This is a genomic window from Stieleria magnilauensis, from assembly GCA_007753675.1.
GTDB classification, from domain to species: domain Bacteria; phylum Planctomycetota; class Planctomycetia; order Pirellulales; family Pirellulaceae; genus Stieleria; species Stieleria magnilauensis.
This window is the reverse complement of sequence record CP036432.1, coordinates 2,580,088-2,593,737: the sequence shown is the minus strand read 5'-3', so window position 1 is coordinate 2,593,737 and position 13,650 is coordinate 2,580,088. Positions and strand designations below refer to the sequence as shown.

12 protein-coding genes are annotated in these 13,650 nt (G+C 56.7%); all 12 read left to right on the top strand.

What is annotated here, in order from left to right:
- Positions 1-5 precede the first annotated feature (5 nt).
- Positions 6-956 carry an acyltransferase gene (locus TBK1r_RS09235; protein WP_145209206.1) on the top strand — a complete coding sequence of 317 codons (951 nt, stop codon included), beginning with the start codon at positions 6-8 and terminating at the stop codon, positions 954-956.
- The gene (locus TBK1r_RS09230; RefSeq protein ID WP_419581163.1) at positions 953-1,924 is read left to right on the top strand and encodes a glycosyltransferase family 2 protein; all 972 of its coding nucleotides are present in this window, start codon (positions 953-955) and stop codon (positions 1,922-1,924) included. Before TBK1r_RS09235 ends, TBK1r_RS09230 begins: the two co-directional genes overlap by 4 nt.
- 20 nt (positions 1,925-1,944) lie before the next feature.
- Positions 1,945-2,877 (top strand): glycosyltransferase family 2 protein, encoded by a 933-nt coding sequence (locus tag TBK1r_RS09225; protein WP_145209200.1) that lies wholly within the window; start codon positions 1,945-1,947, stop codon positions 2,875-2,877.
- Between the two features lie 8 nt (positions 2,878-2,885).
- Positions 2,886-3,794, top strand: coding sequence for a hypothetical protein (locus tag TBK1r_RS09220; RefSeq protein ID WP_145209197.1), 909 nt, complete (start codon positions 2,886-2,888; stop codon positions 3,792-3,794).
- Positions 3,791-4,960, top strand: a complete 1,170-nt coding sequence (locus TBK1r_RS09215; RefSeq protein ID WP_419581162.1) for a glycosyltransferase family 4 protein — start codon at positions 3,791-3,793, stop codon at positions 4,958-4,960. Before TBK1r_RS09220 ends, TBK1r_RS09215 begins: the two co-directional genes overlap by 4 nt.
- A 1-nt stretch (position 4,961) precedes the next feature.
- On the top strand, positions 4,962-6,161 hold the full coding sequence (locus tag TBK1r_RS09210) for a glycosyltransferase family 4 protein (RefSeq protein WP_419581161.1): 1,200 nt from the start codon (positions 4,962-4,964) through the stop codon (positions 6,159-6,161).
- Positions 6,158-6,721, top strand: a complete 564-nt coding sequence (locus tag TBK1r_RS38440) for an LbetaH domain-containing protein (RefSeq protein ID WP_419581160.1) — start codon at positions 6,158-6,160, stop codon at positions 6,719-6,721. Before TBK1r_RS09210 ends, TBK1r_RS38440 begins: the two co-directional genes overlap by 4 nt.
- Positions 6,718-7,602 (top strand): glycosyltransferase family 2 protein, encoded by an 885-nt coding sequence (locus tag TBK1r_RS09200; RefSeq protein WP_145209185.1) that lies wholly within the window; start codon positions 6,718-6,720, stop codon positions 7,600-7,602. The genes TBK1r_RS38440 and TBK1r_RS09200 overlap by 4 nt, the downstream gene beginning before the upstream one ends.
- A 1-nt stretch (position 7,603) precedes the next feature.
- Entirely contained in the window at positions 7,604-9,001 is a 1,398-nt protein-coding gene (locus TBK1r_RS09195) for a hypothetical protein (protein WP_145209182.1), read from the top strand.
- Between the two features lie 445 nt (positions 9,002-9,446).
- The gene (locus TBK1r_RS09190; RefSeq protein WP_145209179.1) at positions 9,447-9,944 is read left to right on the top strand and encodes a hypothetical protein; all 498 of its coding nucleotides are present in this window, start codon (positions 9,447-9,449) and stop codon (positions 9,942-9,944) included.
- A gap of 218 nt (positions 9,945-10,162) precedes the next feature.
- Positions 10,163-11,893, top strand: coding sequence for an exosortase U (gene xrtU, locus TBK1r_RS09185; RefSeq protein WP_145209176.1), 1,731 nt, complete (start codon positions 10,163-10,165; stop codon positions 11,891-11,893).
- Positions 11,890-13,611, top strand: coding sequence for a tetratricopeptide repeat protein (locus TBK1r_RS09180; protein WP_145209173.1), 1,722 nt, complete (start codon positions 11,890-11,892; stop codon positions 13,609-13,611). The genes xrtU and TBK1r_RS09180 overlap by 4 nt, the downstream gene beginning before the upstream one ends.
- Positions 13,612-13,650: the final 39 nt, after the last annotated feature.

The following is a 13,650-nucleotide window of genomic DNA, read 5'->3' as shown; positions in this document are numbered from 1 at the left end:
CAACATTGAACGCGTCTGGAACGACGGACCCGATGCGGTTTCACGGTTTTGACGCGCTGCGCGTTGCCGGCATGTTGGCAGTCATCTACATCCATGCCTGCGACACCAACGACCATGTCGAGTGGGGAATGCGGTATCTGGGCTTTGCGGTGCCGTGTTTTTTCATGATGAGTGCGTTTCTGGCCCAGCAAACCATCCTTCGAAAAAACATCGCCTTTTTCGATTGGATCAACCGCAAGTTTCAACGCTTGGCACCTTCCTATTTCGCCTGGAGCACGATTTACTTAGCCGTTCGATTCGCGAAATCGTTGGCGACCGGTGAGGAACTTGAGTCGGGGATCTTCGGCAGCATCTTCTGGGGCGACGCGTCGCATCAACTTTATTTTGTCCCCTTCCTTTTCTACAACTTCGTTTTATGGACCGGATTGATGAGGCTGGCTCGGCGGCGCCCGGTGACGACGACAGGATTATTGGCCGTTTCGATCGTGATTCTTGTGTGGCAGGCCTCAGCAATTCAAGCAGGTTTGCCGGCCAATCGTTGGTTTATTGGAACGTACATGGCTTGGTTTCCGATCGGAATGTTGTTTGCCATCGTAATCGAACAATTGCGAGAGAAACGCGAGTGGTTTTTCTGGCCGATCTTAGCGTTGTTGGTCGTGATGTTGCTCAGTGACTTTCTGAATGTCCACGCGATTTCAACGGTTGTTTTTGCGTTAGCGATTGTGGTCAGGCGTCCCGCACCCCGTTGGCTCAAACGCCTTTCGATCTACAGTTTTGGGGTATATCTCTCACACGTTTTGTTCATCGAAGGGATGCAATTTGTGGCATCGCGACTCGGACTGAACCTTCAGTCGTTCAGCGTCACGTTGGGAATCATGGTGATCGCGGGACTCATCTCCTATGCGGTATGTATGCTTCTCGGCCAGTCCAAGTGGAGTCGCTGGAGCGTCACATGAACGGGGCGAAACAAGACTGCCCGCGTGTCTCGGTCGTGATGGGGGTTTACAACGGTGCGTCTCAATTGACGGCGACGGTTGAAAGCATCCTTGATCAAACATTCGAGGACTTCGAATTGATCCTCGTCGATGACGGGTCGACGGACGGAGCATCGGAAATGCTGAGGGAATTTGCGATGCAGGATCGTCGGATCGTGCTGTTGCATCAACCGAACGCGGGGCTTACTTGTGCGTTGATCAAAGGGTGTGATCATGCGCGGGGCGAGTTCATTGCTCGACAGGATGTCGGTGACCGATCGCTTTCGAGACGTTTGGAGAAACAGGTCGACTACTTGGATCGACATCCCGACGTGGTCGCGGTCGGTGCCGGATGCCGCAGGATAGGGCCCGCAGGAGAATTCTTGGGGGAAACCATCCGCAATGCGAGTCCGGAACAGATCACCAATGCATTACTCGATGCCGGCCAAGGAATATCACATATGGTGGCAACCTATCGGTCTGACGCCTATCGAGCAGTCGGCGGCTATCGCCAGGAATTCCGTTTCGCTCAAGACACAGATCTCTGGCATCGATTGATCACTGTTGGCAAACTTGGAGAGGTCCCTGAGATCTTGTTCGAATGGGGAATCGACGTGGATGGAATCAGTTCGACCAACCATGATCGGCAAAGCCAACTGGCGATGTTGGCGCGGGAATCGTATCGATGCGTGCAGAGCGGTGGTGATGATCGGGAAATTTTGCGTCGCGCCGAAGCGATCAGCCTGGGCAAGGTTTCCTCGACGCAGATGGAATCCCCTGAAAGGAAACTCGCTCGAGCCGAGTTTTTTATCGGCAGCCAACTTTATGTCCTCGGGGATCCTCGGTGTCGCGCCTATTTGATGCGTGCGATCCGTCGACATCCGTTTTGGATCCGCCCTTGGGTGAAAATTGTGTTTTCTTATCTCTATCTGCACAGCCGCCAACAGTAGGACACAGGTTTCCTATTCCTATGCCTCTCGATGTTTCGATCGTCATACCGACACTGGGTCGCGATGCGGTCCTCGTTGAAACGATTGATTCGCTTCTGGGGCTTACGTCGCCGGCGGCAGAGATTCTGATCGTCGATCAGACACCCGAACACGATCAACCAACTAGCGAAAAACTGACTTACTGGGACTTTCGAGGAGACATCCGTTGGATACGACTTGCCGAACCCTCGATCACCCGCTCGATGAATTATGGATTGCGGGAAGCGATTTCTCCGCTCGTGCTGTTTTTGGACGATGATCTCCGGCCACGTGGCGAACTGGTTTCCGTCCATTCGCACGCCCACACGCAGCGGCCGCATTTGTGGGCGACCGTCGGACAGGTCATCCAACCATGGCAAGAACCCCAAGCGATTGCGGCACCGAGGGTGCTCAGGGGGCTTCGGCTCGACGAGGATTTTCCCTTCCATTCGACGTCGGACATGGAGGTCCATAACGTGATGGCTGGCAACCTCTGCGTTCATCGCGAACGCGCGTTGTCGATCGGCGGCTTCGATGAAAACTTCCAAGGCGCCGCCTATCGCTTTGAAACCGAGTTTGCCCGTCGTCTCGAAAAAGCAGGCGGTGCCCTTCGTTTTCTTGGCACCGCAGGCATCGATCATTTGCGTGTGGAAAAGGGCGGTACTCGGATTGCCGGTGATCACCTAACCAGCGCGTCTCCACGGCACGGTATTGGTGACCATTACTACGCGATGTTACACGCAGAGTCCGCCGCCGAGGCCGCCACCTACTGCGCCCGTCGAATCTTTCGTGAAGTCCGGACGCGGTTCCATTTGACCCATCCATGGTGGATTCCCGTCAAACTTCTCGGTGAAGTGCGGGCCTACCTCGCCGCGCGTCGTCTGGCCAGCCAAGGCCCCGTAGGCCGCGTGTCGCAGACCAATCGCCAAAAATGAAATCAAGCATGCACCCCATCGTCCTGACCGTTTCGACGGGGCGTTGTGGAACGACATTCTTGGAGAAATCGTTTCGCGCCAGTTTCGGAAACGAATCCAATTGGATCACTCACGAGCATCTGAAGCAACAGGTCACGCGCGTCGGCAAGTACCATCGCTGCTACGACGAGTCGGTTCAGTCAGAAATGGTCAACGACCAAATTCAGGAGTTGTTGAATAAGTGGCGTTCGCTTTCTGAAACCGGACCGATCGTCGACTTTGGTTGGACCATGCGGTCACTGATTCCTTACTTCTATCGCCAATTGGGCGATCAGCTCCGCGTGCTCTACGTGCATCGACATCCGATCGAAGTTGCGGCTTCGTTCAAATTAATTGGTAACTATAGCATTTACCATTCCGAAGACTGGGCGATCACCCCATATCATCCGAACGCAATGTATCCCCAGTTTGCGTCACGGTGGGATTCGATGACGCCTTTCGAGAAATGCCTTTACTATTGGCTGGAGGTCAATGCGTCTGCGGAAGAACTGAGACGGACCTACCCGAGCCTGAAGCTGATGGAGTTAAAAAGTAGTGACCTGTTTCGCTCCGACACCGTCCTGGATAAGATCGTTCAGTTCACGGGATTTGATTGCTATGCGAAGCCCATTGTACGGAGCCGCGAGCGAAACCGTCGTGAGATCTTTCTGCTCGAACGGCGACCGATCCGGCAGGAGTGGGGCCATTATCAGCGTCATCCCGAGATGATCGAGTTCGCAGAGCGACTCGGATATGACATGTCCCCAGAGTTTGTTGCAGATCTGATTCGAAAGTACCAACTGCCGCGAGGCGTGGTCCCCTGGCTTCGTCATCGATCCGGCTTCTGGGCCTTCAAAGAATGGGTCGGAAAGTCGTTGCGCAAAGTTGGCTTAAGATGAAACTCGCCTTTCTGACCACGCACCCGATTCAATACCAGGTGCCGGTGTTCCGGCATTTGGCGGCCGAGGATGGCGTCGAATTCAAGGCCGTGTTTTGCACCCTGCCGACCGCTGAGCAGCAGGGCGCCGAATTCGGCGTCAAATTTGAATGGGACATTCCGCTGTTGGAAGGCTATGACTACCACGTTTTGGACAATGTTTCTAAGACGCCGGGTTTGATGCACTTTACCGGCTGTGACACTCCCGGCGTCGCGGACTATTTTCGCGAGCAGGGGTTCGACGCGGTCGTGGTCAACGGCTGGGTCGTCAAGAGCTGTCTGCAGGCGGCGCGGGCGTGCAAACGGTTGCGCATCCCCTGCATCGTTCGCGGCGAAGCCAACAACTTGCGGCCGCGAGCCTGGTGGAAGCGATTGATCCACAAGCGGTTGATGCGCTTTTATGATGCGTTTTGCCCGATCGGTAAAGCCAGCGCGGCGTTCTATCGTGAACTCGGCATTCCCGACGAGCGGATGTTTTTGGCACCGTATTGCATCGAGAACGATCGTCTCGCCGCAACCAGCCCGCGTGATGAGGACTCCATTGCCGCCGCCCGTCGACGGTTCAAGATCGATGCCGACACATGCTGCTTCCTGTTTTGCGGAAAACTGATCGAAAAAAAACAGCCCATCGGTTTGATGAAAGCCGTCGCACTGGCCCAACAACAAGGTGCCGAGTTTCAGCTGCTATTGGTTGGTGAGGGCGCACAACGAGAGCAATGCGAGCGATTGGCGCGAGAGGGAAACCTGCCGGTTCAGTTCGCCGGTTTCTTGAATCAATCGGAAATCGGGCAAGCCTACAGCGCCGCGGATGCGCTGGTGTTGCCATCGGACAATGGAGAGACATGGGGATTGGTCGTCAATGAAGGCTTTGCGGCTGGTCTGCCCGCGTTGGTCAGTGATCAGGTGGGGTGTCATCCGGATTTGATCCATGACGGAGCGACCGGGTGGGTGCACCCGTTTGCAGATTGGCAGACGCTCGCCGACCAAATGACGCGAGCTGCCGGTGACCGTGAAGAACTTCAGCAAATGGGCCGCAATGCGAAAGCGCTGATCCGTCACTACAGCCCCCGCGATGCAGCCGACGGAATCATGCGTGCCGCCCGCCATGTCACCGGGCTGGGGAACTAAAATGATTCGCGTCGCCTTACTCGACACGACGGTACCCGGTGAACCCGGAAGCATGGGACGGTATCGTGACCAGCTCGCCGGTGCGCTGGACACGTACTTTTCCGATGAAGTGGAAGTGTCGGTGAAGTTCCTGGGCTGTGGTCGGGAAACGCTCGATCGCACACCCAATCGGTTGCGAATGTGGCGTCGTCACTATCACATTTGGCGTGCCGCACGGAATTTGGATGTTTCCCAATACGACGTGGTTCATTTGCTCGATGGCAGTTTCGGCTATGCCGCGGGCGCGGTGCAGTCAGACTGCGTTGTCGTGACGGTCCACGATGTCATCCCAAGGTTACAAATGGATGGAGTCTTTGCCGGCGCGCCACCGGTCGGACGCGGGGCACGTTGGCTCATCAATCAATCGTTACGAGGCGTCGGGGCATCCAGCGTGGTTTGCTCGGACAGCCAAAGCACGGCGGAGGACTTGCGGCGGTACGACTGCTCGCCCAGGGGAGGCATTCGAGTTGTGCCACTTGCCGTCGAGAGTGAATTGTTTGAAGGCTCCGGTGAAGTGCCCCGCGATGTGGGGCAGTCGACGCCCTTTTTGTTCCATCTCGGCAACAATGGTTTTTATAAGAACCGTGCCGGTGCGATCGAGGTCTTCAAACGCATCCACACCAGCGTGCCGGTTCGGTTGGTTCTGGCCGGGCCGGCGCCGGATGAATCGCTGCGCCAGGTTTGCAGTGCGAGTGGTGTTGCCGAACGCATCGAGTTTGTGATCGATCCAGATCAGGACGCGCTAGCGAAGTACTACCGAGCCGCGGCCGCGTTCCTCTTTCCGAGTCTTTACGAAGGCTTCGGGTGGCCGCCGTTGGAAGCGATGGCGGCCGGATGCCCGGTGGTTTGCAGCGATGCGGGGTCGCTTCGGGAAGTGGTCGGCGATGCCGGAGTGGTCGCGAGCTGTAGGGACTACGACGCGATGGCGCGGGGGTGTGAGAGGTTGTTGACCGAGGAAGCGTTTCGCCACGAAACGGTTCGAGCGGGGCGCGAGAGGATCAAACACTTCAGCCGAGAACGCTTGGCAGAAAGGATGATGGGGGTTTATCAAGAGTTGCTGGAAAGTAGCTGTGAAGACAGGACAATGGCGGGCAGAAATATCGACCAGAAGAAAGGGGGCGGGAAAATGCCCTCTACCTGGAATTTGGAATCAAACACTTGAAACTTGACCCCAAACTCGATACATCGCGAACGGCATGTCCGTCGTCGCATTCCACGGCCAACAAGATCGGTCGTGTGTTGTGGGGCGTGTGCTGGTGGGTCTTGTTTCGACCTTCGCCGCGGATCGTGTTCCGATGGCGAGTCCTGGTGTTGCGTAGTTTTGGGGCGACGGTGACGGCCGAATCTCGGATCGACCCGACGGTTCGGATTTGGGCGCCGTGGAATCTGACGATCGGGCGCAACAGTTCGATCGGGCATCACGTGGATGTCTACAACGTCGCACCGATCAGCATCGGCGACAACGCGACGGTTTCACAGTACAGTTACCTGTGCGCCGCCTCCCACGACTTGGCCGATCCGACGATGAAACTGACGACGTCGCCGATTCGAATCGAGCATGCGGCGTGGGTCTGCGCCAAGGCGTTTGTCGGCCCCGGCGTGACGGTCCATGAAGGTGCCGTGGTCGGGGCTTGCGGCGTGGTCACCAAAGATGTGCCCGAGTGGACGATTGTCGCCGGCAATCCGGCCCACGAGATCCGCAAGCGGGAAATCAACGCATGACGCAAGCTCGATCGGACAGTGCTGATCGGTCGACGCGACTGCCTGTTTCGGTGGTCGTACTGGCCAAGAACGAAGAAATCAACATCGCGCGGTGTGTGGATGCATTGGCGTGGGCGGATGAAGTCGTCGTGGTCGATGATGCGTCGACCGATGCGACCGTGGCATTGGCCGAGCAGTCGGGGGCTCGCGTCGTCAGTCATCCCTTTGCGTCGTTCGCGCGTCAGCGGAATTGGGCACTCGATCATGCCGGCCTGCGAAACGAATGGGTATTGATGCTGGATGCGGACGAGGTTTCCACCGCGGAATTTGCTGAGGAAATTGGGCGGGCGATTGAGTCGGCCGGTCCCGAGGTGGTCGCTTTCCGCACGTGCCGAAAGACGATGCTCGACGGCGTCTGGTTGAAATTTTCTGACGGATTTCCCGTTTGGATCATGCGGTTGGTTCGGCGCGGTCGCGCGCGGTTTGAAGACAGCGGTCATGGTGAAGTGCCGGTGCCCGCGGTCGATGGCGATCTGGGAACGATCCGGTCGCCGTTCATTCACGAAGCGTTTAGCCGCGGAATGGACGATTGGTGGATGCGGCACGTCCGCTATGCGGGGCGTGAGGCGGAACAGGAGCGATGCAGTGATGGCACAGCGAGCGCCGATCAGGTTTTCAGTCTCGACTCCAGTCGGCGAAGGCGGGCGATTCGGGGAATCGCTCGGAAACTACCGGCCCGCGGAACGCTGCGATTCCTCTATCAATATGTGCTGCGACGCGGTTTTATGGATGGCGCCGCCGGGTTGAGGTTTTGTCGGATGATGGCTTGCTATGAGACGATGATTACGATTCGCAAGTCTGAACCCGCCGCGTCAGACGGCGCACCATTGGGAACAGGCTGAAGTGGACTTCATTTTCTACATTACCGTTGTGATCGGCGCTTTGGTGGCCGTTACCGACTGGCGGGTCGGGTTGCCCATCGCAATCGTCTTGGATTGTTTGCGCGATCCGGTGCGCAAACTGACCGAAGGTGAACCGACCCTGGTCACGTATTGCGTGAGTGTGGTTTGGGCGGCAGCTTTCGTCGGCTTGTTTTTCGGGTCGGAAGGCGGACTGCGGCAAATTCGCGCCCGATTTCCCTGGGTCGAACGGGTGATTACCTGGTATGTCCTCGGTCTGTTGCCGGGCGCCGTGCTCTCGCTAACGCTGTATCAGAACGGCATTCTGCTCGCCGCACTTGGTTTCATCTCTTACGCCGCTCCGTTGCTAGGAGTCGGGCTTGGAATCGCGCTGGCGTTTCAATTGAAGCACTTGAGGCACCTGCTGCAGGTTTATGTCCTTGTCAACTGCATCGCCTTCATCGGGTCGCTCGCCGAGTGGCTGCAATGGGATTGGCCTGCGTTGGGGGGCCTGGCGGGATTCGAGTGGATCCGACACATGCCCGGCGTCATCGTTCAATTGATCTCCGGGTTCTTTCGAAGCCCCGACATCGCCGGGTTTCACGCGGCCAACGCGATGATGGTCTCGGCAATTCTGTTGCTCAATCGGGGGGACAAACCGGGGATGCGCCGCCGGATCAATCCGCTCTGGTTGACGACGGCCATCTGGAGTTTCATGCCGCTGCTACTGTGTGGCAGGCGAAAGATGCTGATCATGCCCGTGATCTTTGTCGCCGCCTACCTGCTCTATATCCAGTTGGCCGCGCGGCGAAACTTCGTTCAGGTAGGAAGCTATCTGTTATTGATCGTCGCGATCGGAGCCATTCCGCTGGTGATCTATCGTGACCAAGACGCGATCGCCGACCACCAAGCGTACTATGCGACGACGATCAGTGATGTCGCGCCACGATTGAGGGACAACGTCGCGATGGGGATTGTCGAAACGCTCCGCCAATCGGGGCTGATGGGGTCGGGACTGGGCGTCGCAACCCAGGGCGCGCAACACTTTGCGGTCGAAGAGCGTCAGGATGCATGGCAGGAGGACGGAATCACTCGTCTCTTCAAAGAACTCGGCGTGCCAGGTGTTGTGCTCATTTTGATCGCATTATCCACTTTGCTTTCCCATTGCCGCCGGATGATTCGGAAGCAGAGGTACCTACCGTTAATCGAACTGCAGGCGATGTTTTTCGCCTTGCTGATGGCGAACTTCGCGTCCTTCGTCGCATCCCACCAGCACTTCAGCGGCGATCCACCCAACGCGCTTTGGGTGCTGCTCTTCGCCGGGGTGTTCATCGGAACGCTGGGGCTGGGGGCATCGACTCCGGCTCGATCCAATCAGAGGTTTACGCCCGGCCTTCCGTAGAAGGTCTGTGGATTAAGAAGGTTTGTGGATTTGGTCGTCTGTCGTCTTGATCAACGCGATGACCCGATTGCGATCGAGTCGTCGAGGGGGCACCGCGTGGCCCCGGGCATGCGGGGCTAGGTCGAAAAGCCATCGAGCGAAACGAAAGAATACCTGATTCGGGGCGGCGGCAGAAGCGAACCGTTGGACCGTTTGTCCTGGAAAAATACGGCTTTGGTGAGGGTTTCTTCCAGGTTTTGGTTGCATTTGCGAAAGCACGTACTAACCTGTGCGTCGAAACAGCAATTCACGCTGAAACAGTTGCACTGGACAAACGAACATGGCTCTGAAGCGAATTACCCCTCTTGTTGCTCTATTGTTCGCGTTTTGCGTCTCCACGGCGAACGCTGCGGTCGTTTCCTTTTTGGGAACCCTTCCCGCTGGGAGCCTCCAACAGGCCGGCCCCGTGCTCAATTCACTGCCTCGGGATTTCACCATCACCTACAACTACACCCCCAGTGCAACTGGGTTGTCGACGGTTTCGGGGACATTTACGTTTTTGGCCAACACTTCTGATCCACAGGTGACAGTGGCAACGACGGGGAATTTTGCAATGGCCAACAATGCCGGCACATCGGGCCAGGATATCTTCAGCGTTGATGGAATTATCGCTGCCGGACTGTTGGGGCCGAGTGTTTCTCGGTACACGTTTGCCTTCGTCAAACCAACCAACACGATTAGTTCGAACAATCTGAGTCCACTGGCAGTGGCTCAGATGATTGCCGGGCCGACGTCGATCAACTTCAAATCGGGGCCTGTCCGCGGTTTTGGAGTGGTTCGGGGGGCTCCCGAGCCGAACACGATGGTCGCGCTAAGTGGGTTTGTCATTGCCGGATGCGGGATTGGCTATCGGCGTCGGCTAAAAAAGCACAAAGAGACGGCGGTCGAGGCTTCCGAGGCATAACCCCAGCTAAAAATCGCCTTGTGCGTTCGCTAAGATTAGGCAAGAGCCCCGAGGTGAGGTTCTTGTCTTTTTTTCGTAGGTGCATGCGGTTTCTGTCTGGAATTATCGCGGAACATTGTGGGAGGATTGGGGCACTCGGGTGGTATTTAACACCACAACCTAACCAAGACCTCCAACGTCTCGGCCCCCATCCCGTCGAACGCCGTCCGTCAATATAGATGCCAGATTCGAAAAGGTTTAATTATCTCGCGGCGATCTTTTGGGCGCTGGTGTTGCTTTCCCCGCTTCCGGGGATGAGTGTCTATTTGGGATGGTTGAGTGATTTGGAGCAGTACGGATACATTTTTCCGCTGTATTTGTCGCTGATCGCGTTGATTCTGTTTCGCTGGGACCATCGATTTCATTTGCCCTCGGAACCGGTTTCCATCGCGATCGTTGCGGGTTCGTTGCTGATAAACCTACTTGCGGGGTATCGCGCCTCGCCGTGGTTATCGTCGATTGCGTTTGCCGTTGCCTTGGTCGCCTGGCTCCGCACCCATCGTGCTTGCGAAGCGGGGGATCAGCGGTTGACGTATTTGAGCTTGATGCTGCTGATGACGATTCGGCTCCCGTTGAATCTGGATTTACGGCTGACGACTGCTCTGCAACGAACGACCTCTCAAGTCAGCAGTAATCTTCTTGATTTTCTTGGGGTCACGCATTATTTGCGAGGCAATGTGATCGAGCTTCCCGGCGGGACGCTGTTTGTTGAAGAGGCGTGTAGCGGGGTGCAGTCGTTGTTTACGATCCTATTTTTGGTTTGCTTGTGGTTGGTCTATCGTCGCCGTCCAATCGTAGCCGCGCCTGCCTATCTAGCCGTCGGGATCTTCTGGGCGGTCGTGATGAATGTGGTGCGGATCAATTCGGTAGCGTTGGCCCAAGAATGGTACGGCAGTGATCTATCCTCCGGGATACCTCACGAAATCTTGGGGTGGATCTGCCTGGTAATTGCGGTGTTGATGATTCTGTCGACCGACCGCTTGTTGCGAGTGATGTTCTATCCCGTGCCGGTGGACGAATCGGGGCAGTTTTCCAATCCGGCGACCTGGTTTTGGAACCGTTGTTTGGTGTACGGGGTGTCGCGACCGAGTGATCAATTTGAGCCATCCGAGGGGCGCGAAACGACAGAACGCGGGACTGTGGCCAGCCCTTATGCGGTCGCCATGTTGACCGTGGTCACGTTGTTTTGCGTGCCTGGTTTTGGGTTGGGTTATCGGATCGTTGCGACTCGATTTGAGCGTCAGGTGGCCAATGCCGATCGCCCATTGCTGTGGGATCCGGGGTCAGCGTTGATGAATCGAACCGCGTACGCGTCGGCGGTGACCGACCATGAAGCCTTGCGCAAAGCCAACAGTAAACAGTTGGGCCACCATGCAGACGTATGGACGGTCTTTTTGGAGGGCATGGCTGTTCGGATCGCGGTCAGTCAGCCTTATCCGGAATGGCACGACATGCGGCTTTGTTACAATGGAGACGGATGGCAGGTAAATGATTGGAATCCGACGCTTCCATCGATCAACGCGCCAGACGGAACGGCCAGACCGCGAATCGATCAGTGGCAGGTGTCGTACGCCGAGATGGTACGTGACACCGGTGAGTTTGGCACCCTGCTGTTTTGCGGTTTGACACGTGACTGCGATCTCCTTTCGCCGCCGATGAGCGGGCTGTATTCGCTGGTCGGCGATCGCATGAAGGATCGGCAAGCACTGCAATCAAACATCATCATGCTGCAGCTTTGGACCGTCACGCAAAAGCCACTGATTCCCGAGCAGTTAGAGAAACTTCAATCGCTGTTTGATTCCTTCCGGACGACAGTCCTGGATCAACTCCGTGATCCAGACTCAATAACGCAACCACGCACCGCGAGCCCGAATCTGACGATGGTGTTCGATGAAAGGGGCGGACGATGAAGCCTATTCGAATCCTGCGGCGTTGGTGGCGGATGTTCGTGTCGGCGATTCGCTTCGTTATGCGGTTGCCGCGAACTTTGAATGTGGTCGAACTGACGATCCATGCGTTTTCATTTCCCCAGCACGAATGGGCGAAACGTCTACGTCGCGATTTAGCGGCTGACGAATCTCCAACGACTTGGAAACAGGCGATCAATCCGTTGTATTGGATGGCCTGGGGGGCACGGTTCTTTGTCAGTTGGGTCGCGAGCCGGCCTTACGCGACGCTTGCCCCTGCGATGCCCGCGATAGTCGTGGCCGTGATCCTCTTAGCGGTCGTGCTGATCGTTGTCCGAAGAGACCAGGCAGCGACGCAAACGATCTATCTGGATACATTGCGTACCTCGCTCACCGAAGGAAACACCGCTGTCGCCTCAGTCGCCGTGCAGCGTTTGCTGGCCATTGATCCCAACAACTTGGAACATCAGTACCAGTTGGCAATGCTGGACGACGAACTGGGGAAAAAGGAATCCGCGCGATTGGCGATTTATCGGTTGGCGGTTCAAGAAGAGCATGGACCGGCAGCGCTCTGGATGCTCAAGGCTCTGATCTACGACGAAATGACGTCACCCGCCAGCGATGACGAGCAAAACTTGCAACTGGTCCCTCGCAAAAAATGGAGCGATGACGAAAAAACTATCTGCCATCGCTGCGCTACAGTTGCACTGACCAAGCTGCCATCACAGCGCGCCATATTCGCAAAAAGAATGTACGCCCGATTCTTGACCGAGATCGGCGCGGCACGCGATGCATTAGCGCTCTACGAATCTATCGCGGACACCGATCCCGAAGTCAATTTGATCGCAGCCCAACTCGCTCACCAATTAGCCCAGCGGAACGGCGACTACCTGACGGTGCGAGAGTATGCCAAGGCTGCTATCCGCTTTATTCGCCCAGCTCTATTGGCCGATCCGACTTCGGTCGACAAGCGACTCAACCTGGCACAGGCTCTTGTTCTCGACGAACAAGACGAACAAGCATACCAGTTGCTAACTGAAGGCTATCAGTTGACAGGCGACGGCTTGCTGTTGCTGGCAGCTGGTGAAGCGAGGATTTTCACCGCTGATCGACTCAAACGTGACATTGGCGCACGGGAAACACTCGCTGAACGAGGCCCCATCCTCTATCAAGCACTCGAGTTGGCTCCCAAGAGTCCGGTGGTGCTTGAGGCCGTCGTGCAGTTTTCCATTGAATGCAGCGAAGCGGATGACCAGGCGTTGCAGAACGTTCGCAAAAAGTTGCTCAGCGGGGTCGATCCGCCGGCGATGCACTTTATCGAAGGCACCGTGGCGCTGATGTCCGGGGACCATGAGAGCGCCCAGCGACACCTGTCCCTGGCCGCAAACGAATGGAAAAACATGGCGGGCCTGCTGAATAATCTCGCCGTCACACTGTCGCAAAATGGAGACACCGCCAAACTTCCGCAAGCGTTGCGGTTGTCCGATGCCGCTTTGGACCAGTTGCCGGGACATCCGTATCTGCTCGAAACCCGCGGTCAAATCCTGCTGCGAATGGAGCGTTACGAGGAGGCGATCGTGGATTTGGAGGCCGCGCTCAAGGAACCCGCGATGCGTCCGCTGGCCCACCCGTCCCTGGCAATCGCCTACGAAAAACTGGGCGAAGACGACCTGGCCGAACAACACCGCCGCCTGGCCGAACGCCACTCGACCGCGCCGTAACGCGTCTGAGCGAGGTTAGTGGAACGGCGCGAGCGGGCT

Coding starts and splice junctions, on each gene's coding strand:
- TBK1r_RS09230 (WP_419581163.1), top strand. CDS start 953: ATGAACGGGGCGAAACAAGACTGCCCGCGTGTCTCGGTCGTGATGGGG.
- TBK1r_RS09225 (WP_145209200.1), top strand. CDS start 1,945: ATGCCTCTCGATGTTTCGATCGTCATACCGACACTGGGTCGCGATGCG.
- TBK1r_RS09220 (WP_145209197.1), top strand. CDS start 2,886: ATGCACCCCATCGTCCTGACCGTTTCGACGGGGCGTTGTGGAACGACA.
- TBK1r_RS09215 (WP_419581162.1), top strand. CDS start 3,791: ATGAAACTCGCCTTTCTGACCACGCACCCGATTCAATACCAGGTGCCG.
- TBK1r_RS09210 (WP_419581161.1), top strand. CDS start 4,962: ATGATTCGCGTCGCCTTACTCGACACGACGGTACCCGGTGAACCCGGA.
- TBK1r_RS09200 (WP_145209185.1), top strand. CDS start 6,718: ATGACGCAAGCTCGATCGGACAGTGCTGATCGGTCGACGCGACTGCCT.
- xrtU (WP_145209176.1), top strand. CDS start 10,163: ATGCCAGATTCGAAAAGGTTTAATTATCTCGCGGCGATCTTTTGGGCG.
- TBK1r_RS09180 (WP_145209173.1), top strand. CDS start 11,890: ATGAAGCCTATTCGAATCCTGCGGCGTTGGTGGCGGATGTTCGTGTCG.